We start from the raw sequence: 23,610 nt of genomic DNA, 5'->3' as shown, positions 1-23,610 counted from the left end.
CCAGCAAATCACTAGTATTAGCATTAATGAACCGCCTTCTCTGCGGAAGCCTTCCGCGAAAACCTAGGTTTCGAAGAGAAAGAAAGAGAAGCTTTCACATAAAATGTCAATATCATATATTTAGCTAATGATTTTAATCAAGTTAAAGTCAAAAATCAACTTTTTATTTGATAAATATTTTCAAATAAAAAGATAGTCTGGTAAAGTATAGACAAAAAACGTCTTCAAAAAATTAAATTTATTGAAGAAAATTTAGGATTAAACGAAATTATGATTATTTCGACAGTGCCTAGTTCTACAAATGGTTCAGAAATAGCAATTATCGGCTTAACAGGGCGTTTTCCTGGAGCCAAAAATATTGATGAATTCTGGAGAAATATTCAAAATGGAGTAGAATCAATCTCTTTTTTCAGTGATGAAGAACTATTGTCATCAGGTATAAGTTCATCTATATTAAATGACCCTAACTATGTAAAAGCACACGCTATATTAGAAGACGCAGAATTATTTGATGCTGCATTCTTTGGCTTTAATCCCAGAGAAGCAGAAATTACCGATCCGCAACACCGACTTTTTTTAGAGTGTGCGTGGACAGCGTTGGAAAGTGCTGGATACGATTCACAAACTTATCAAGGTGCTGTTGGTGTTTATGGTGGCTCTAGTCTGAGCAGCTACTTACTTAATATTTATCTAAATCAAAATATCATAAATTCTATCGATCCTCAACAACTTACAATAGCAGCTAATAAAGACTATTTAACCACGCGTGTTTCTTACAAACTCAACTTAGAAGGGCCCAGTTATGCTGTGCAAACTGCCTGCTCAACTTCATTAGTTGCTGTCCATTTAGCCTGTCAAAGCTTACTGAATGGTGAATGTGATATGGCATTGGCTGGTGGAGTTGCCGTCAGTGCAACTAGAAAAACTGGATATATGTATACAGAAGGAGGAATAGCGTCTCCTGACGGACATTGCCGTACCTTTGATGCTAGAGCAAAAGGATCTGTGGGGGGTGAGGGTGTGTGCATTGTGGTATTGAAGCGATTAGAAGATGCTCTTAGCGATCGCGATACGATTCATGCTGTAATCAAAGGATCGGCAATCAATAATGATGGTTCATTGAAAGTAAGCTACACAGCACCCCGTATCGATAGCCAAGCAAAAGTAATTAGAACAGCCCAAGTAATAGCCGAAGTAGAACCGGAGACAATTACTTACATCGAGGCTCATGGTACAGGAACAGTCTTAGGAGATCCCATTGAAATTGCTGCCCTGACACAAGCTTTTCGCTCTAGTACCCAAGATATTGGATTCTGCGCCATTGGTTCCGTCAAAACTAACATTGGGCATTTGGACACTGCGGCTGGTGTGACAGGATTAATCAAAACCGTCTTAGCCCTCAAGCATAAACAGATACCACCCAGCTTACACTTTACTTCACCTAATCCAGAAATTGACTTTGCTAACAGTCCTTTCTACGTCAATACCACACTTTCGGAATGGCAGACGAATGGCACTCCTAGACGTGCAGGAGTTAGTTCCTTTGGACTTGGAGGAACAAATGCCCATCTGATTCTTGAAGAAGCTCCAGTTCTCGAAGCTTCTAGTTCCTCTCGTCCCTGGCAGTTGTTGATCCTATCTGCCAAAACCGATTCAGCACTAGAAACAGCTACCACAAATCTAATTAATCACTTCCAAGAACATCCCGATTCAAACCTTGCCGATGTGGCTTACACATTGCAGGTTGGACGCAGAACTTTCGATTATCGGCGTACAGTTGTCTGTCGGGATATTCAAGATGCTATCAATGCACTTCAAGAGCCAAAGCGAGTTCTCACCAGTACTGAAAAAACTCAACAACGTCCTGTTGCCTTCATGTTTTCTGGACTAGGAACTCACTACGTTAATATGGCTCTTGAACTTTACCAAACTGAGCCAATATTTCGCGCCTGTGTTGACCAATGTTGCGAACTCCTCAAACCCCACCTTGGTCTAGATTTGCGAGATGTCCTTTATCCCAATAGAAACAGTGAGAATGGAAATAAACCAAGCACTCTTTCTGCTGGGTTAGATTTGCGAAAAATGTTAGGTCGGGGAACAGAACAGGCAGATGTCGCTACTCAAAAGCTGAATCAAACCTTTCTCACCCAACCAGCGATCTTCGTTATTGAGTATGCTTTAGCTCAATTGTGGATATCGTGGGGGATTCGTCCGACGGCAATGATTGGCTATAGCATCGGTGAATATGTAGCAGCGTGTCTGGCCGAGGTTTTGTCTTTGGAAGACGCTTTAACTTTGGTAGCTAAAAGAGCGCAAATGATTCAAGAGTTGCCAGAAGGAGCAATGTTGGCAATTGGGCTTTCTGAAGAGGAAATACAGCCTTTCTTGAATGAGAAGATTTCTCTATCTGCAATCAACGGCTCATCGTTGTGTGTGATTGCAGGTGCTACAGATGCGATCGAAGAAGTAGAACGACAATTGAGTGAAAGAGGTTTAGTTGGAAAGCGTTTACAGAGTTCTCATGCTTTTCATTCTGTCATGATGGAGGCGATCGCACCTACCTTTGATAATTTAGTGCAAACATTCAGCCTCAAACCACCGAAAATTCCCTATTTATCTAACGTTACAGGTACTTGGATTACAGCAGACCAAGCAACAGATCCCAGTTATTGGGTGAAGCACCTTTGCCAAGCAGTACGCTTTGCTTCGGAAGTGCAAGAGTTGTGGAAAAAAGATCGTCCGATTTTATTGGAAGTTGGCGCTGGTCAGGCATTGAGTAGTTTCGCACTACAATGTCTAGAAAGTGATGATAGAGCCAAATCTGTGATGTTGCCTTCCCTGCGGCATTCCTACGAGCAACAGTCAGATGTCGCCTTTTTAATGAATACATTGGGTCGCCTTTGGCTGGCAGGGATAAAAGTAGATTGGTCTGGTTTTTATGCCGATCAACAACGCGATCGCCTTCCCTTACCCACATATCCTTTTGAACGTCAGCGTTACTGGATTGATGCTAATCCAGAAGCGAATTTGGCAATGCGATCGCCGCAAGCATTACAGAAAAAACCAGATATCGCTGACTGGTTTTACATTCCTTCCTGGAAACGTTCTCCACAGATAGGAGCGAAATCAGCACAAAAATTAAATTATTTAGTCTTTATTGATAATGCTGGAGTAGGTTTACAAGTTGTCAAACAGTTGAAATTAGCAGGGCATGATGTGATTAGTGTGACTGTTGGAGAGCAGTTTACACAACTGAACGAATGTCCTACGGACAGGCTGCGCCAATGCTCTTACGCAATTAATCCCCAAGCAAGTAGTGACTATGATGCCTTGCTGAAGGAAATATGGGATTTTCAACCAAATGCGATCGGTCATTTTTGGAGTCTCATCCCCAACCCACAACCAGAATTACCCCATCAGTTCTTTGAAGAATGTCAAAATAATGGTTTTTATAGTCTACTTTTCTTAGCGCAGGCGTTGGGAAGACAAGAAGTTACCGATACTATCCAAATTTCAGTTGTTACCAACAACGTGCAAGAGGTAACCGGCGACGAAAACTTGTGCCCAGAAAAGGCGACTGTCATGGGAATCTGTAAGGTGATTCCCCAAGAGTATCCAAACATCACCTGTCGTAACATTGATGTGGTTATTCCTGAATCAAGAACATCCCCAAACAGTCAACTCATAGACCAACTCGTAACAGAACTGACTCAAACAACATCTGAGAATATGATTGCCTACCGTGGCAAACATCGTTGGGTACAAACTTTTGAACCAATACAAATTGAAGAGCCAAATCAAGAAACAATTTCCATCAAGGATGAAGGAGTTTACTTAATTATTGGTGGTTTGGGATATATTGGTTTGGTGCTGGCAGAATATCTCGCCCAAACAGCACATGCCAAGCTAATTCTCACAGCACGTTCCAGTTTTCCTGTAAAACAAGAGTGGTCGCAATGGCTAGCAACTCATGATGAGAGCGATGAGATAAGTTGCAAAATTCAGAAATTACAAACATTAGAAACATTCGGTGCTGAAGTTCTGATTTGCCGCGCCGATGTTGGGAATCTCGAACAAATGCAAGCAGTAATGACTCAAGCATCAAACCGTTTTGGTGAAATTGATGGTGTCATTCATGCAGCAGGGATAAAGTTGTTTAGTAATATTCAACAGATAAGTAAAACTGAGTGTGAAAGTCAATTAAGCTCAACAGGCTATGGATTATTTGTATTAGAAAATATCTTACAAGGAAAAGAGCTAGATTTCTGTGTAGTCATATCCTCATTAGCGTCTGTTTTGGGGGTAATGGGCATGGCTGCCTATCCAGCAGCACACTTATTTACTGATACTTTTGTACATAAACATAACCAAACAAATTTTGTCCACTGGCAGAGTATTAATTATGGGGATTGGATTACTCAAGAATCATCAAAATCAGTAACTTCACTCAAAGGTGCAGATTCGATGATGACAAGGCAAGAAGGACTAGAGGTTTTTAAACGTGCCTTATCTGTGAGAAAATTTAGTCAGTTAGTCACATCAACAGTAGACTTACAAATTAGTATCAAAAGATGGATTAAACTTGAATTTAGTCAAGGTTATAAAGTTGCACAAAAACCCAATTCCGCCTCACTTTATTTAAGACCTAATTTAGATAATGACTATGTTGCTCCTAGAAATGAGGTAGAGCAAACCATTGCCAATATTTGGCAAGAACTCTTGGGAATTGAGCAAGTAGGTATTGACGATAACTTTTTTGAGTTAGGGGGAGATTCTGTACTTGGCATTCAAGTTAGCGCCAGAGCTGCGAAAGCAGGTTATCGGCTTGCCCCTCAGCAATTGTTTGAGCATCAGACAATCGCTGAACTGGCAGAGGTGGTAAGTACAAAACAAGTAGTCCAGGCTGAACAAGGTTTAGTAACTGGTTCGCTTCCTCTGACGCCTATCCAGCACTGGTTCTTTGAACAGAATTTATCAGAACCACATCACTGGAACATGGCATTCTTTGTAGAAGTAATGCAAGTTATTGATCCAGGTTTATTGGAACAAGCATGGCAGCATTTATTTATACACCACGATGCACTTCGCTTGCGGTTTATCCCCTCTGAATCTGGCTGGCAGCAGGTGAATACTGGCTTAGAAAAACAGGTGAATTTGATACATAGAAATTTATCAGCTTTATCACCTGATGTTCAAAAATCTTCTATGGAAGCAACCGCCACAGAACTACAAGCTAGTTTGAATTTATCAGATGGGCCAATTGTGCAGGGTGTGCTTTTTGATTTGGGTGTCAATAAGTCAAACCGCTTGCTGATCATCATCCACCACTTGGCAGTAGATTTTGGCTCTTGGCGAATCTTACTAGAGGATCTTGAGACTATTTATCAACAGCTGAGACTTGGTAAAGCCATTCAACTGCCGCAGAAAACAACCTCTTTCAAACAGTGGTCTGAGCGACTAAAGGAATACGCTCAATCAGTATCGCAGAAAAACCTAAATTCCTGCCTCAGCAAAGGTTACGAACAGGTTTATCCCTTACCAATCGATTATCCTGGAGGCATTAACACTGTAGCATCAGGTGAAAGTGTTTCAGTAGCGTTAAGCGAAACAGAAACTCAGGCATTACTTCAGGAGGTTCTAGCAGTTTATCGAACTAATACACAAGAAGTTTTGTTGACTGCTCTTGTACAAGCTTTTACAGAATGGACAGGTATAAAATGTCTACTGTTTAATACCGAAGAAGATGCGCGAGATGCAAGTACTACTATAGATAATGTGGATATATCACGGACAGTAGGTTGGCTGACTACTCTTTATCCTGTACTTTTGGATTTAGAGGGGGCTGAGAATCCAGGGGAGGCATTAAAAGCTGTAAAAGAGCAGTTTCGTTGCATTTCTAGTAGAACCATTGATCATGGAGCGCTACGCTACTTAAGTGAGGATACAACACTGACAGAGAAAATGCGATCGCTTCCCCAAGCAGAAGTGTTTTTTCTCTACCTTGGTCAATTTGGTAAAAGCTTTGATCGATCTTCTCTGCTCAGACCGACTGAAGAATCCACTGGATCAGTGTACAGTCAAAAAGGAACTAGTCCGCATTTGCTAGGCGTGACCGCGTGGGTTAATGAAGAAGGTCAATTGAGACTGGAATTTAGCTACAGCACAAATGTGCATAGACGGAAGACTATAGAGAAACTATCTCATAGTTTTGTCGAAGCCCTCAAATCTCTCATCACCCATTCTCGCTCCCTAGAAGCAGTAGAGTATACCCCTTCAGACTTTTCGGCAGCAAACATCAATCAAGAAAATTTGAGTAACTTGCTGGCTCAGATTGGTCAGTGATATAGGAGGAATTTTCCATGAACCAAAATAATATTGAAGATATATACGAACTTTCACCCTTACAGCAGGGTATGCTTTTTCACACGCTGGTTACACCTAATTCGGGGATGTATTTTGAGCAGTTTTGCTATGCCTTACAAACTCAAGTTGATGTTCCAGCTTTCCACAAAGCATGGCAGCGAGTTTTAGATCGGCATCCGATTTTGCGTACCTCTTTCTACTGGGAAAATCTTGATAAGCCATATCAAGTGGTGTATCGACAAGTAGATTTGCCTTGGGATTTTCAAGACTGGCGCGAACTTTCTTTGCCGGAACAAGAAAAGCAGTTAGAAGTTTTTTTAGCAGCAGATCGCAAACGAGGCTTTACACTTTCTCAGGTTCCACTGATGCATTTGGCATTAATTCAGGTAGCTGATAACGCTTATCAATTTGTCTTCAGCTATCACCATATATTGATGGAAGGGTGGTCTTTAACATGGCTATGGAAAGAATTTTATGAATTCTATAATGCCTTTTGTAAAGGTCAAGATTTACATCCAGAAAGTCCTCGTCCCTTTAAAGAATACATTTCTTGGCTACAGCAGCAAGATATATCAAAGGCTGAAATTTACTGGCGCGAAATGCTTAAAGGATTTACAGTATCGACATCACTAATGATGGACAAAGCTGTTGATACTTTCTCTAGCGAAGATGAAGACCATGATTGTCAACAAACCCGACTTTCGGTAACAACCACAGATGCCTTGAATTCTCTGGCGCGAAAGTATCACCTTACTTTAAACATTCTACTCAAGGGAGCCTGGGCTATACTTTTAAGCCGCTATAGCGGTGAGTCAGATATAGTTTTTGGTGCCACATCTTCAGGCAGACCGACTGAATTGGCAGAAGCAGAGTCGATGATGGGACTTTTCGCCAACACATTGCCGCTACGAGTACAAATCCCTGCTGATGATTTGCTTGTACCTTGGTTGAAAAAGCTGCAAATTCAAGAAGTAGAAATGCGTCAGTACGAGTATAGTCCACTGTTACAGATTCAACAATGGAGTGAAATTCCTCGTGGGTTGCCACTATTTGAGAGTCTTCTAGTTTTTAATAACTATTTAGTAGATGATACTGGAGAAAAGCTAGCTCAAAGCATGATAATAGGTGAAACTAGGATATTTGAAAAGACGAATTATCCTCTTACTCTACAGGTATATCCTGGTTCAGATTTATTACTGTCGATTGGGTATGATACCCGTCGTTTTGATAGTGCGACAATTAATCGGATATTAGGGCATTTAAAGACTTTATTAGAAAGTATAGTTGCCAATCCCGAACAACAACTTCGAGATTTGTCGTTACTGACTGCACAAGAAAAATCTCAATTGCTGCGGGAGTGGAATGATACAGAAGTTGAGTATCCTCAAGAACAGTGCATTCATCAATTATTTGAAGCGCAAGTAGAACGCACACCTAATGCAGTAGCAGTGGTGTTTAAAGATGAACAGTTAACTTACCGCGAACTAAACACGAAAGCTAACCAATTGGCGCATTACTTGCGATCGCTAGGAGTAAAATCAGAAGTATTAGTTGGGATTTGTGTAGAGCGATCGCTCGATATGATCGTCGGACTATTAGCCATCCTCAAAGCTGGTGGTGCATATCTACCGCTAGATCCAACATACCCGCAAGAACGCCTAACTTTTATGTTGGCAGATGCTCAAGTGCCAGTGCTGTTGACTCAACAACAATTGCTGGAAAAACTTCCAAATTCTAGCGCATCGGTGGTTTGCCTAAATAGAGATTGGCAGATAATTCAAAGCGCAAGTGACCAGAATCCCCCAACAGCCTTCTCACCAGACAACTTAGCATATACGATCTACACTTCCGGCTCCACAGGTAAACCAAAGGGAGTGATGGTCAGTCATCGCAACGTTGTCAATTTCTTTACAGGAATGGACGGTAGTATTGGTAACGATCGTCCAGGTACTTGGCTAGCAGTTACCAGCATTTCCTTTGATATCTCAGTGTTAGAGTTGCTGTGGACGCTGACACGCGGTTTTCAAGTTGTGATTAATGGTGATTCAAGACCTACTACTTTTGCTACTGAAGTAGACCAAAAAATCACAGATAAAGAAATGGCATTTAGTCTTTTCTATTTTGCTAGTGACGAGGTACAGGCAGGCACAGATAAATATCAGTTACTACTTGAAGGGGCTAAATTTGCCGACAAACACGCCTTTGCAGCCATCTGGACTCCAGAGCGACACTTCCATGAATTTGGCGGTCTATACCCAAATCCCTCCGTTGTCAGTGCAGCGATCGCCACAATTACAGAGCGAATTCAAATTCGTGCTGGTAGTATTGTTTTACCCTTACAAAATCCGATCCGAGTTGCTGAAGAATGGTCTGTAGTTGATAACCTTTCGCGAGGCAGGGTTGGTATCTCCTTTGCTTCCGGTTGGCACGCCAATGATTTTGTCTTAGCACCAGAGAAGTATAGCGATCGCTTCCAAATCATGTTTCGTGACATCGAAACTGTCCGCCAACTCTGGCGCGGAGAATCGATAACTCTGCCAGGAGGTAGTGGCAAAGAAGTAGAAGTGAAGATTCATCCCCAACCGATTCAGGCGGAAGTGCCGATTTGGGTTACAGCAGCTGGTAGTCCGGAAACTTTTCGTCGAGCGGGTGAAATTGGTGCCAACTTGCTTACCCATTTACTCGATCAAAATATCGAGGAACTAGAGGAAAAAATTGCGATTTATCGCCAATCCTGGCAGGAACACGGACATGGACTGGGAGCAGGTCACGTGACGTTGATGATTCACACCTTCGTGGGTGAGGACATTGGTGTTGTGCGAGAAAAGGTGCGGCAACCTTTTTACCAGTACTTGAAGAGTTCTCTGAGTCTGTTGAATAACTTAGGAAAAAGCTTAGGTCACGATATTAATGCAGAGAACTTTAGCGCACAAGAAGAAGAGCAACTGCTGAATTACGCCTTTAGTCGGTACTTTGAAACGAGCAGTTTATTAGGCACACCCAGCACTTGTTTGCGGATGATTAATCGGCTCAAGGCGATCGGGGTGGATGAGGTTGCATGTCTAATCGATTTTGGTGTGGATGTGGAATCGGTATTATCTAGTTTGCATCACCTAAATACAGTCAGAGAATTGAGCAACAAAAAAATAGACAAAGATGACACTGACTATTCCCTACCTGCTCAAATTGCCAGGCACAATGTGACACATCTGCAATGCACTCCGTCTCTTGCAAGAATATTAATTCAGGATTATAAGGCGCTGAGTGCGATGGGTTCACTTCGCAAATTGATGCTTGGTGGTGAGGCCTTACCCATTTCTCTAGCAGAACAGTTGCGGACTCAACTGTCAGCAGAAATTTATAATATGTATGGTCCCACCGAGACGACTATTTGGTCTACAAGCTATCCCTTGCAAGAAGTCGGTAATACAATACCAATCGGACGCCCCATTGTTAACACAAAAATTTACATTCTCGATCGCCATCTACAACCAGTACCTGTTGGTATTCCTGGTGAACTCTACATTGGCGGCGAAGGCGTGGTGCGTGGCTACTTAAACCAACCACAGTTAACCAGAGAGCGTTTCATTTCTAATCCCTTTGGGACAAACCCAAACAACAAACTGTATAAAACTGGAGACTTGGCACAATATTTACCCAACGGTAATATTGAGTTTCTGGGTCGTGTAGATCATCAAGTGAAATTCCAGGGATATCGGATCGAATTAAGTGAGATAGAAACTATCTTGAGTCAACATCCGGGAGTAGTGGAGGCTGTAGTTGTTTCACGAGAGGAGCAATCAGGAGACAAACGCCTAGTAGCCTATGTTGTTCCGACACAACAACCAGAAGGAACACAAGTCACACCCACAGAAAAAACGCACCTCCTAGCTGACGAAATAATAGCAAACAAACCCACCCTTTCGATCGGCGACTTACGAGCGTTTATCAAAGAAAGATTACCTGAGTATATGGTACCTTCAAGCTTTGTAACGCTGAACGCCCTACCTCTAACACCCAACGGCAAAATAGACCGCAGTGCATTACCTGCACCAGAAGCTTCAAGACCAGAATTAGAGGTATCCTATGTGGCGCCGAAGACCGAAGTTGAAAAAGTGATTGCATCTATTTGGCAAGAATTACTTCAAGTAGAAAGAGTGGGAATCCATGACAATTTCTTTGAACTTGGTGGTAATTCATTGCTCTTAATTCAAGTTCCTAACAAGTTACAAAAAGTATTTCAGCGAGATTTCAGCTTGGTTGAGATGTTTCAATATCCGACTATCAGTCACCTGGTTAAATATTTTAGCCAGGAATCTAATGAAGAAACATCTGTTTTACGACCTGCTCATCACTCGGAGAGCAGAACAGCTTCAGTACAGAGGCGAAAACAAGTTAGGAAAGAGCGCCGAGCCGCAACACAGTAATAAGATGTTTAGTCTCAACAAGGCGATTGAAGAAGAAGGGCGATCGCTGAAACTGTAGAATCGAAGATTTTAGAGAAAAGCAGGCAAAAGATTCTTCCTGCAAAAATGAAATAAAAAAATCGCCACCAACCCAATATGACATCAAGCAAACAAGAAATGCTAAACAAAAATTCTTTTTTGGAATCTGAGCAAACATTAGATAATGAGATAGAAGAACAAGTAATGCAATTGTTTGCTTCATGCAATCAAGCAAACTCTATAGAGAAACGAATCGATGAAATAACTGATAGTTTATCACAAGATTTTTTAAGCACAATTGATTCTAATACCAACATGGATTTAGAGTCACTATTAGAAAAGTTTTCTGATAGCAAGATTCCTCTTCAGCCGACTAATTTTGAGAACTATCTCAAATACATAGGTAACAATGTTGTTGCTCATTCAATACATACATCTTCGCCACGATTTATAGGTCACATGACCTCGGCACTTCCTAGTTTTGTACGCCCTTTGGCTAAACTAATGACGGCAATGAACCAAAACGCCGTCAAAATAGAGACAGCTAAAGCCCTAAGCTTTTGTGAACGTGAAGCTTTGGCTATGTTGCATCGACAAATTTATAATTTCTCTGATGGTTTTTACACTCAACATATTCAAAACAATTTGAGTACACTGGGAATCTTGGTTTCTGGTGGAACAGTGGCAAATATCACAGCAGTTTGGTGTGCGCGAAATGCTTTACTAGGACCGAAAGATGGATTTCTTGGTGTAGAAAAAGAAGGTTTAGCAGCTGCTCTAGATTTCTATGGCTATAAAGGAGCAGTAATTATTGGCTCTGACTTGATGCATTTCTCTTTTGATAAAGCTGCGGATTTAATGGGCATTGGTACCCATAGTTTGATCAGAATCCCTGCTGACTGTAATAATCGAGTTGATATAGAAGCACTGCGCCAAACTGTTGCAAATTGTCGTGCCAAAAAGTTGCTGATTATTGCAATTGTGGGAGTTGCTGGTACAACAGACTCAGGTGGAGTTGATTCCCTTACAGATATTGCAGAAATTGCACAGGAAGCTAATGCTCATTTTCACGTAGATGCTGCTTGGGGTGGTCCGCTGATTTTTTCTGAGCAATATCGGCATAAGATTGCTGGTATAGAAAAAGCTGATTCAGTCACTATTGATGGACATAAACAACTATATCTGCCAATGGGCATTGGTATGGTCTTTTTCCGCGATCCATATCTGGCTGGGGCGATCGAAAAACAGGCTAGTTATACCATGCGTAAGGGGTCGTTTGATTTAGGTAAACGTGCTTTAGAAGGTTCTCGACCAGGCATGGCTTTATTTTTACACGCCGGTTTAAAGCTAATTGGAGTTAAGGGATATGAGTTTTTGATCAATGAAGGAATCCGAAAAACTCAATACATGGCTGCTTGTATTTCGGCTATGCCTGAATTTGAATTGCTGGCAGAACCTGATACTAATTTATTAACTTATCGCTATATTCCCAAACAATTTAGAGAGGTGCGTGCTAAAAATAAACTGACAAAGATAGATAATCAAATCATCAATAGATTTAATGAATGTTTACAAAAAAATCAGCGCCAAATTGGTCATACTTTTATTTCCCGAACGACAAAAAAAGATATACTTTTTGGCAGCGAAATTCCTATAATTGCTATGCGTGCAGTGATTGCTAATCCGTTAACAACAGAAGAAGATATTAAAGCGGTTTTAAATGACCAAATCCAAATGGCTGCAAAAATATCAATTTAATATTTGATATAAATTAAAATCAAAGATTTGATGACGTTGCTGTTTAATAAAGTAACATGAGGGAAATGAATAAATTAAATCAATCTGAGAACTTAATTGGTGAAGATGAAATAGCTGTTATCGGTATGGCAGGACGTTTTCCTGGTTCAAAAAACATTGATATTTTTTGGCAAAACCTGCGGGATGGTGTAGAGTCAATTTCTTTTTTTACGGATGAGGAACTAATATCTGCTGGAGTAGATCCATCATTGCTCAACGATCCCGATTACGTGAAGGCAAACGGTGTATTAGAAGATATAGAGTTATTCGACGCTTCATTTTTTGGTTTCTCACCTAGAGAAGCTGAAATTACAGATCCACAACACCGTCTTTTCATGGAATGTGTTTGGGAAGCTTTAGAAAATGCTGGCTACAACTCTGAAAATTATAGCGGTCAAATAAGTCTTTTCGCTGGTGCATCTCCAAATATGTACCTACTTTTAAACTTATATTCCAATCAAGATTTGATGGAATCAGTAGACAGCTACCAAATTTTACATAGAAACGAAAAGGATTTCTTGCCCACGCAAATTTCTTACAAATTCAACTTGAGAGGGCCAAGTATTAATATTCAAACTGCTTGTTCCACATCATTAGTTGCTATCCACATAGCCTGCCAAAGTTTACTAAATGGTGAAAGTGATATTGCTTTAGCTGGTGGTGTTTCCACTACAACAGTACAAAAAATAGGTTATCACTATCAAGAAGGAGGAATTCATTCTCCTGACGGTCATTGTCGAGCTTTTGACGCAAAATCTAAAGGAACTAATGGCGGTAATGGTTTAGGTATAGTTGTCTTGAAAAGATTAGAGGATGCCATTGCTGATGGTGATTTTATCAATGCAGTAATCAAGGGTTCAGCTGTTAATAACGATGGTTCTTTAAAGATTGGATATACAGCCCCTAGTATTGAGGGTCAAAGAGATGTAATTTTAGAAGCTTTAGCCTTAGCTGAAGTCGAACCTGAGACTGTTACTTATGTAGAAGCACACGGTACAGGAACCATATTGGGAGATCCGATTGAAATCAAAGCTCTCACACAAGCTTTTGGTGCCAGTACAAATAAAAAAGGCTTTTGTGCTATTGGTTCAGTAAAGACCAATGTCGGGCATTTGAATATAGCAGCAGGTGTGACAGGATTCATTAAAACAGTCCTTGCACTAAAACACAAACAAATACCTCCTAGTTTGCACTTTCAGGAGCCAAATCCACAGATAGACTTTGCCAATAGCCCCTTTTATGTCAACACCAAATTATCAGAGTGGGAAACCAACGGAACACCACGCAGAGCAGGTGTAAGTTCTTTAGCCATTGGTGGGACTAATGCCCATGTTATTTTGCAAGAAGCTCCAGTGATTGAGGCTTCGAGTCCCTCGCGTCCTTGGCAATTGTTACTGCTTTCAGGCAAAACCAGCACGGCTTTAGACACTGCAACAGCACAACTGGGTGATTATTTAGAGCAAAACCCCGATATTCCCCTACCAGATGTCTCTTACACTCTACAAGTAGGTCGTCGAGGTTTTGACTATCGCCGCATGGTAGTTTGCCAGGATCTAGATGATGCCGTGAAATCGCTTAACAGCAAAGACCCACAACGCATTTTTAGTCTCCATAATGACCCAGGTCACTGTCCAGTTATCTTCATGTTTTCAGGACAAGGGTCACAATATGCAAACATGGGTCGGGAATTATATGAAGTAGAACCGACGTTTAAAAAACATGTAGATACTTGCGCTCTGATTTTGCAACCCTACCTCGGTCTTGATATCCGCTCCCTACTTTATCCCAGCGAACAAGATACCGAAACTGCTGCAAAGCAACTCCAACAAACAGCCCTCACCCAGAGCGCGTTATTTGTTACAGAGTATGCCTTAGCTCAGTTATTAATGTCATGGGGTGTGCGTCCAGAAGCAATGATTGGTCACAGTATCGGGGAATATGTCGCCGCAGCGATCGCAAATGTATTTTCCCTAGAAGATGCCTTATTCATTGTGGCAAAAAGGGGGCAGTTAATGCAACAAGTGCCCACAGGAAGTATGCTGGCAATTAGGCTTCCAGAAAAAGATGTGCAGTTGCTGGTGTCTGCACAGACGTTGTATAAAAAATATCTACAAATTGCAGTTATTAATAGCCCATCTTCATGTGTTGTTTCGGGAACAGACGAAGCGATCGCTATACTAAAAAATCAATTATCCTCTCAACAAGTTGAATGTCAACTGTTGCATACATCTCATGCGTTCCATTCCCAAATGATGGAACCAATATTGTCAGCATTTATTCAGGCTATCAAAACAGTCAAACTGAATCCACCACGCAGACGCTTTATTTCTAATGTAACTGGTAGTTGGATTACAGATGAACAAGCCACAAATCCCAACTACTGGAGTCAACATTTACGACAAACTGTGAGGTTTTCAGATGGGATATCGCAACTATTAGGGCAATTTGAAGGCGTTTTTTTGGAGTTGGGGCCAGGGCGGACATTAAGTACGATTACCACACAGCATTTAGATAAAAATACTAAACAACAAGTACTAACTTCATTAAGTCATGTAAAAGAGCAACAATCGGATGTTAGCTTTTTATTACAGACATTAGGTCGGTTGTGGCTGGCTGGCGTAGAAATAGATTGGTCAGGATTTTATACCCACGAGCAGCGTCATCGCCTACCTTTGCCGACTTACCCCTTTGAACGACAAAGGTACTGGATTGAACCTAACAAGCAAGGACAAGGCGATCGTCACACTTCAGTATCACTGGGTAAAAAACCTGATATAGCTGACTGGTTTTATATTCCTTTTTGGAAACCTTCTTTACCTCCTTTACAACTCCAACATCAAGAATTAGCATCTCAAAAATTTTGCACTTTGGTGTTTATCGATGAATGTGGCTTGGGTAGCAAGTTGGTCAAACAATTAGAAACACAAAACCAGGATGTAATTACTGTAAAACTTGGGGAAAACTTTACCCTACTAAATAAGTCTCAATATACTATCAATCCGGAAAATAATCATGATTACGATCTTCTAATCCAGGAGCTTTTCAAACACAACAAGTTCCCAAAAACCATTGTTCATTTATGGAGTGTCACACCTAGTATTGACCAAGACTTAGCAATTGAACAACTTAATAAAGCTCAAACAATAGGATTTTACAGTCTCCTATTTCTTGCCCAAGCTTTGGGAAGACAAGAAACTACTGATGAAGTAAAAATCACAGTTATTTCTAACGACCTACACTCAGTGACTGGAACTGAAATGCTTTGTCCAGAGAAAGCCACTTTGCTCGGACCAATTAAAGTTATTTCCCAAGAATATTCAAATATTAATTGTCGTAGTATTGATGTTATCCTACCCCCCAAAGGCAGTTGGCAAGAAGAAACACTTGTAGAAAAAATACTGGCAGAACTAACGGTTTCTGATTCCCAAAAGCTAATTGCTTATCGAGGTTTGAATCGTTGGGTGCAAACTTTTGAACCAGTGCGCTTCGATCAAGCTAATATCGAAAAGCCTCGACTAAGAGAAAAAGGAGTCTATTTAATTACAGGTGGACTCGGAGGTATCGGACTTGTTTTGGCAGAACACTTAGCTCGAAGTGTACAAGCAAAACTAGTGTTGATAGGACGTTCTAGTTTGCCAAAAAAAGATGAGTGGCAAAAATGGCTCACTACTCATGATGAGACTGATAGCACTAGCTGCAAAATTCGCAAAGTTCAAGAACTCGAAGACTTAGGTGCAGAAGTTTTGATGATCAGTGCTGATGTGAGCAACATAGAACAAATGCGAAGTGCTATTGCTCAAGCTCAACAACAATTTGGTCAACTCAATGGTGTTATTCACGCTGCTGGAGTTTCTGGAGGGGGTGTAATTCAGCGAAAAACTCAAGCAGAAGCAGAAAGTATTCTGGCTCCCAAAGTCAAGGGGACAATAGTTATTGATGCAATTGTCAAAGACATTCACTTAGATTTCCTGATTCTAGCATCATCAAAAAGCTCAATTTTAGGGGAATTTGGACAGGTAGACTATTGTGGAGCAAATTCTTTTCTTGATGCCTTTGCTCATTGTAATGCTTCAAAAAAGGGCAGATTCACTACAAGTATCAACTGGGATGCTTGGCAAGAAGTTGGGATGGCGGCAAACACAGAGTTGCCCCAAAGACTCCAACAATTGCGAATAGAAAATCTTCAACAAGGTATATTGCCGGATGAAGGTGTAGATGCTTTTCTACGCATTTTAGGAAATACAATGCCTCAAATTGTAGTATCTACCTCTGACTTATTGGACACACTAAAACAGTACAATTCTTACAACGAAACACAAGTCCTAGAATTTTTAGAGACTGTCAATCCATCCTACTCCAAATATCCCCGACCTGAACTAAGTAATGATTATGTTGCTCCTCGAAATGAAATTGAGCAAAAAATTGCCAATATCTGGCAAAATATTCTGGGAATTGAACTGATAGGAATCTATGATAACTTCTTTGAAGTTGGCGGTGATTCTCTTATAGGGATTCAAGTTATTGCAACCTTAAATAAGGAATTTAATGCAAAGATTTCTGTTGCCAAACTTTATGAATGTCCGAACATTGGCTCTATGGCAAAGACTTTTAGTCCTGAAGAACCCCAGAAAAATACTTTTGAACAAAGACTAAGCCGAGGACAGAGAAGAAGGCAGATAAAAATGCAAAGTAACTAAAAAAATTTAATTTAATTTGTCTGGTTTAAGAAAATATGATTACTCAAATAAAACAAGAACAAACAGCAAATCTAGATATAGCAATAGTGGGAATGTCCGGTCGCTTCCCTGGTGCAAAAAACCTTGATGAATTTTGGCATAATCTTCAAAATGGAGTTGAGTCTATTTCCTTTTTATCAAATCATGACTTAATAGATTTAAATTTGGAAGAGGAAGTTATAAACAACACCAATTATGTTAAAGCAGCACCTGTACTAGAAGATATTGAGTATTTTGATGCTAGGTTCTTTGGTTGCAGCCCTAGAGAAGCTGAAGTAATGGACCCGCAAAATCGCCTTTTCATGGAATGTGCCTGGTCAGCTCTTGAAAACGCTGGATATGATCCAGAAACTTATAAAGGTTTGATTGGGGTTTACGCTGGTGTAAGTACAAATAGTTACTTTTTTCACAATATATATCAAAACGTTAATTTAATAAATATTTCTACTAACTATACTCTGAATAAAGATTTTTTGACCACAAATATTTCTTATAAATTAAATTTAAAAGGGCCAAGTGTAGGTATCCAAACTTATTGTTCTACTTCATTAGTTGCTGTACATTTAGCCTGCAAAAGTCTACTTGATGAAGAGTGTGATATTGCTTTAGCAGGTGGGGTGACGATTGTAGTTCCACAAAAGTCAGGTTACTTCTATCAAGAAGACGGAATTTTGTCTCCTGATGGTCATTGTCGAGCCTTTGATGCTAAAGCACAGGGTACTATTTTCGGCAGTGGACTTGGAATAGTCGTCTTAAAAAGATTAAAAGATGCTATTGCAGATAAAGATTATATTCATGCAGTTATTAAAGGTTCAGCAATCAACAATGATGGTTCCTTAAAAGTTAGCTATACAGCACCTAGTGTAAATGGCCAGGCTGAAGTTGTTGTAGAGGCTCTGGCAAATGCTGGAATTAATGCTGATGATATTTCTTATATAGAAACTCATGGAACTGGAACTGCTACTGGAGATCCGGTGGAAGTTGCGGCGCTCACTAAAGCTTTTCGTGCTTTTACACAAAGAAATAGCTTTTGTGCTATCGGTTCAGTAAAACCAAATATCGGACATCTAGATATAGCATCTGGTATAGCAAGTCTAATCAAAACTGTTTTAGCATTGAAATATAAACAAATACCTCCTAGCTTAAATTTTGAAGCTCCCAATCCTGAAATTGATTTTGCAAATAGTCCCTTCTATGTCAATACTAAACTTACCGAGTGGAAAGCTAATAATATTCCCCGCCGAGCCGGAATTAGTTCCTTAGGTTTTGGTGGAACTAATGCCCATATAATTTTGGAAGAAGCTCCTAAAATTGAATATTTTGATGATTATAGACCTTGGCAATTAATATTAGTATCAACCAAAACTAGCTCAGCACTTGAAACTGCAACTAAAAATTTGGTTGGCTATTTAAAACAATATCCAGACATAAATCTAGCTAATGTGGCTCATACTCTACAAGTGGGTCGTAGAGCTTTTAACTATCGCCAAATGTTGGTGTGCCAGAACATTAAAGATGCTGTAATTGCTCTGGAAACACAAGACCAACAACGGGTTTTTAGTGCATATCAGGAGCATAGACAACAGCCAGTCATCTTCATGTTTTCGGGACAAGGCTCACAATATGTAAACATGGGTCGGGAACTATATGAAGTAGAACCGACGTTTAAAAAACATGTAGATACTTGCGCTGTGATTTTGCAACCTCACCTCGGTCTTGATATCCGCTCCCTACTTTACCCCAGCGAACAAGATACCGAAACTGCTGCAAAGCAACTACAACAAACAGCCCTCACCCAAAGCGCGTTATTTGTTACAGAGTACGCCTTAGCTCAGTTATTGATGTCATGGGGGATACATCCAGAAGCGATGATTGGTCATAGTATTGGGGAATATGTCGCAGCGACTATTGCAGGTATATTTTCCCTAAAAGATGCCCTATTGATTGTGGCAAAAAGGGGAGAGTTAATGCAACAAGTACCCCCAGGAAGTATGCTGGCAATTAGGCTTCCAGAAAAAGATGTGCAGTTGCTGTTGGAATCAGAGACGTTGTATAAAAATTCTCTTCAAATAGCAGCAATTAACAGCTCATCTTCGTGTGTTGTTTCTGGAGCAAACGAGGCAGTTGCTATACTAAAAAATCAATTATCCTCTCAACAAGTTGAATGTCAACTGTTACATACATCTCATGCGTTCCATTCCCAAATGATGGAACCAATACTAGAAGCATTTATTGAGGCTGTAAAAAAAGTCAAACTGAATCCACCACGCATTCGTTTTATTTCTAATGTTACTGGTAATTGGATTACAGATGAACAAGCCACAAATCCTAATTACTGGAGTCAACATTTACGAGAAACTGTGAGGTTTTCAGATGGAATATCGCAACTGTTAAAGCAGTTTGAAGGTGTTTTTCTGGAGGTGGGACCGGGACGAACTTTAAGCACGATTACGACACAGCATTTAGATAAAAATGCTAAACAACAGGTATTGACTTCATTACGCCATGTTACAGAGCAACAATCAGATGTTAGCTTTTTGTTGCAGACATTAGGTCGGTTGTGGCTTTCTGGTGTCGAGATTGACTGGTCAGGATTTTATACCCACGAGCAGCGTCATCGTCTACCTTTGCCTACCTATCCTTTTGAGCGACAAAGATACTGGATTGATGCTAAATCCCCATCGCCTTCTTTAAATAGTAAGTCAGTAAAATTAGATAATAAACAAGATATCACTGACTGGTTTTATGTTCCTTCATGGAAACGCTCTGTGCTGCTTAATTCATCCTCTGATCAAATAGAATCTACACAAGATAAGTGGCTATTTTTTATTGATGACTTGGGAATTGGTGAAAAACTAATTAATGCGTTGAACAATCAAGGTAAAAATGTCATTACGGTTAAACAGGGAGAAAAGTTTAGTCAACTAAGTGATGGTGTTTATACAATTAATCCATATAGATGCGAAGACTATGATACTTTGTTTAAAAAATTAATTTTATTCGGTAAACTTCCCCAAAATATTGCTTATTTATGGAGCATTAACAAACCAGAAAATCGTCAATCTAGAAAATATTTAGAATTCAACAGTCTGCTGTTTTTAACGCAGAGCCTTAGTAAGCTCAAAAATAGCGATGGGCTACGCCCCGCCCGAGGTGATCGCACTGCCATTATAGATAATAACTTACAACTTTGGGTTATATCGAACAACATTCAAGAGGTCAATGGTAATGAAAAACTAGACCCAGAAAAAGCAACAATATTAGGTTTATGTAAAGTTATTCCTCAAGAATATCCTAATATTACCTGTCGGTGTATTGATATTGCCTTAACAAATCATCAAGGTTCTGAGGATAGAGAGGGAAATTATAACAGTAATATTATTGACCAACTTTTAAGCGAGTTCATGGCTCTATCCTCAGACTTGATTGTTGCTTATCGTGATTTCTACCGTTGGGTACAAATATTTGAACCAGTTCGCTTAGAGTCAGTAGTTGAAGAAAAAACACTGTTAAGAAAACAGGGTATTTACCTGTTTCCTAGTGGATTAGAAAGTATTGAAGTTGTGCTTGCAGAATATTTAGCAAAATCTCTACAAGCAAAACTCATATTTATCGAGGATTTAGATTTTCCAGAAAAGGATGATTTCTCGCAATGGCTCAAAGCTCACACTCCAGAAGATGAAGTGAGTTACAAAATCCAAAAATTACTAGCATTAGAGGAATTAAGTGCAAAAGTTACGGTGGTACGTTCAGATATAACTAATTATGAACAAATGCGCCACAGTCTTGCACCTGAGAATATTGGTCAAATTCATGGGGTTATCTATTCAACTGGAATCAAGCGTGAAAATATATTTAGTTCGATTCCAGAAATTGGTAATATAGAATTGGAAAACCTATTTGACTCCCAACATCATCAGATTACTGTATTAGAACAAGTATTACAGAATAGAAAATTAGATTTTTGTGTCGTTTTTTCTTCTTTATCTTCCATTATAGGAGGATTTGGGTTAGGTTTATATTCAGCAACTAATCATTTCATAGATACCTTTACTAACCGACACAACCGAACTCATTCTTTGCCGTGGTATACTCTAAATTGGGACAAATTACAACTGAGTCCAACCCAAGAAGAAAAAGTATTGGAACAAGTATCTGGGGTAGAATTAGCCATTACTCCAGGAGAAATTGTAAAAGTATTTAAACGAATATTTTCTCTAGATAAAGGAACTCAGGTCGTTGTTTCCACGGTAGACTTTAAAGCTAGGTGCGAGCATACATTTGACCTCGACTCTCAACCAGATTCAAAATCTTCCTCTCAAATAGACTCATCCTCGCGCTACTCCAGACCTAACCTTAGTAATTCCTATGTTGCTTCGACAAATGAGTTGGAAAAACAAATTACGGAAATATGGCAAGAGGTACTTGGAATTGCAGAAATTGGTATTTATGACAACTTCTATGAGTTAGGAGGAGACTCCCTCATTGCAACTCAACTAGTTTCTCGATTGCGAGAAAAATTTCCTGTAGAATTACCACTGCGCGACCTTTTACTAGAAGCAATGATACCAGTCAAACAGGCAGAAATGATTGAGCAACTTCTGCTGGAAAAAATTGAGGAGTTATCAGAGGAAGAGGTAGAACTGCTTTTGGCTAATCGTGCAGATATTGACCTTTAGAAACTGTAAAAGGCGAGGCAGTCCTTGAATTATTATGAGCTTGTATACGAGTTGCTTTTTTTCTCACTTTTGCAAATGAATTGATTTGAAACCTTTACTTAGAAATAGGAAAAACAGTTTATGTCTTTAGCAAGTAATCCTGTTATGTCTTTAGCCAGCAATCCTCCAAATTATGATCCGATTGCTCGCTTACAGAACGAATTCAAAAATAAAAGTCAATTTATAGTGGAGGATGTAATACCTTGTTTAGAGCAAATATTGTTTCCATATCTTTCTAAAGAAGCGCGTATTCTCGACCTTGGTTGCGGTTGTGGAGATTTAGTGCAACAGCTTCACCTTAAAGGGTATCAAATGACTGGGCTTGATGCTTCTGAAGGACTATTGCGCTATGCCCGAACAAACGCACCTGAAAGTGAATTTATTTTTGGTGATATACGCAACTTAGAGTTACCATCCAGCTTCAATGCTATTGTTTCAATGGATCTTTTACTTTTCATCCTAAACAATGAAGACTTGACAACCGTCTTCCGAAACGCATATGCAGCACTACAGGACAATGGTCTGTTTGTGTTCACGATAACGTTAGTAGAATTGATGTATAAGCTTGCTCAAGAAAGATATTTTAATCATATCTATGTCAATGATGAATGCGCTTTTCTTGAGTTATTCTACTACAAACCAGAAGAAAGAATGTGGGAAATCAAAGTCACCGGGTTTGAATTGGTAGACAAAACTTGGAAGCGTTCAGACACTACTTGGCTAAGAAAAGATCACTTATTATCAGATGTTCAGTCAGCTTTAGAAAATGTGGGCTTTACAGAAATTAGTCATTTTGAACTTGGAGAGGGAACAGGTAGTGCTTGCTTTGTTTGTCGTAAGTAAGTCGGCGCAATTAAAGTAACTACTGGGGCTGCCATTTGTCATTGGTAAAGGTTATAAGCCTATTTACATTAAACGTCTTTAAGAGGGTAGTAAAATTACGAAATTTTTTGGTCTAATAGAAGTTAATAAACTCACAAAATTACCCTCCTCAAGAATTAGGTCACGGCACTTAAATTCTGATTAATAATTATCTAGCTACAAAAGAAACAGTTGCAGTTAGTGAGTCTTCAGATAACTTTTAACAATGAATAAACAACACTCTAATTTATCACCTGCGAAAAAAGCTCTTCTAGAAAAATGGAAGGGAGGAAAATTTAAAGCTGATACTATTCCCAAACGTCAAATCTCTGAGAATATCCCTTTATCTTTCTCCCAACAAAGACTATGGTTTATTGACCAACTTTATCACGGTAGTTCGTTCTACAATATTCCCATCGCTTTTCACATCACAGGAAAGCTTAATATTAGAGTACTTCAGCAAAGTCTGAATGAAATTCTTAAGCGTCATGAAGTTTGGCGCACAACTTTTACAGTTGTAAATGGAGAGCCAGTACAGGATATTGTACCCCAATTAACTTGGGATTTACCCATTATTAATCTTGAGCATTTGTCTGGTAAAGATTGGGAATCAGAGGTTAAACAACTTGTAGCAGAGTCAGCAAAAAAACCTTTTAATTTAGCTAAAGGACTTTTAGTCAGAGCAACTTT

The 23,610-nt window shown here is 39.7% G+C and carries 7 protein-coding genes; all 7 read left to right on the top strand.

The features are described 5' to 3' along the window. Window positions 1-270: 270 nt before the first annotated feature. Entirely contained in the window at window positions 271-6,342 is a 6,072-nt protein-coding gene (locus RM368_RS32370) for a type I polyketide synthase (RefSeq protein ID WP_322697847.1), read from the top strand. 17 nt (window positions 6,343-6,359) lie between these two features. Then, a complete protein-coding gene (locus tag RM368_RS32365) occupies window positions 6,360-10,790 on the top strand; it encodes a MupA/Atu3671 family FMN-dependent luciferase-like monooxygenase (protein ID WP_322697846.1) in 4,431 nt (1,476 codons plus the stop codon). Between the two features lie 135 nt (window positions 10,791-10,925). Further along, window positions 10,926-12,566 carry a pyridoxal-dependent aspartate 1-decarboxylase PanP gene (gene panP, locus RM368_RS32360; RefSeq protein WP_322697845.1) on the top strand — a complete coding sequence of 547 codons (1,641 nt, stop codon included), beginning with the start codon at window positions 10,926-10,928 and terminating at the stop codon, window positions 12,564-12,566. Between the two features lie 65 nt (window positions 12,567-12,631). Then, window positions 12,632-17,302 (top strand): type I polyketide synthase, encoded by a 4,671-nt coding sequence (locus tag RM368_RS32355; RefSeq protein ID WP_322697844.1) that lies wholly within the window; start codon window positions 12,632-12,634, stop codon window positions 17,300-17,302. Between the two features lie 35 nt (window positions 17,303-17,337). Further along, a complete protein-coding gene (locus RM368_RS32350) occupies window positions 17,338-22,020 on the top strand; it encodes a polyketide synthase (RefSeq protein ID WP_322697843.1) in 4,683 nt (1,560 codons plus the stop codon). A gap of 120 nt (window positions 22,021-22,140) precedes the next feature. Next, window positions 22,141-22,902: a class I SAM-dependent methyltransferase gene (locus RM368_RS32345; protein WP_322697842.1), complete on the top strand. Its 762-nt coding sequence runs from the start codon at window positions 22,141-22,143 to the stop codon at window positions 22,900-22,902. A gap of 244 nt (window positions 22,903-23,146) precedes the next feature. Then, window positions 23,147-23,610: condensation domain-containing protein (locus RM368_RS32340; RefSeq protein WP_322697841.1), on the top strand; the 464-nt coding region annotated here is incomplete at its 3' end.

Origin of the sequence: Nostoc sp. DedSLP03 (assembly GCF_034530815.1) — a bacterium.
In the GTDB taxonomy this organism is placed as follows: Bacteria; Cyanobacteriota; Cyanobacteriia; order Cyanobacteriales; family Nostocaceae; genus Nostoc.
This window is presented reverse-complemented; position numbering and strand designations above follow the sequence as displayed.

Coding starts and splice junctions, on each gene's coding strand:
- RM368_RS32370 (WP_322697847.1), top strand. CDS start 271: ATGATTATTTCGACAGTGCCTAGTTCTACAAATGGTTCAGAAATAGCA.
- RM368_RS32365 (WP_322697846.1), top strand. CDS start 6,360: ATGAACCAAAATAATATTGAAGATATATACGAACTTTCACCCTTACAG.
- panP (WP_322697845.1), top strand. CDS start 10,926: ATGACATCAAGCAAACAAGAAATGCTAAACAAAAATTCTTTTTTGGAA.
- RM368_RS32355 (WP_322697844.1), top strand. CDS start 12,632: ATGAATAAATTAAATCAATCTGAGAACTTAATTGGTGAAGATGAAATA.
- RM368_RS32350 (WP_322697843.1), top strand. CDS start 17,338: ATGATTACTCAAATAAAACAAGAACAAACAGCAAATCTAGATATAGCA.
- RM368_RS32345 (WP_322697842.1), top strand. CDS start 22,141: ATGTCTTTAGCAAGTAATCCTGTTATGTCTTTAGCCAGCAATCCTCCA.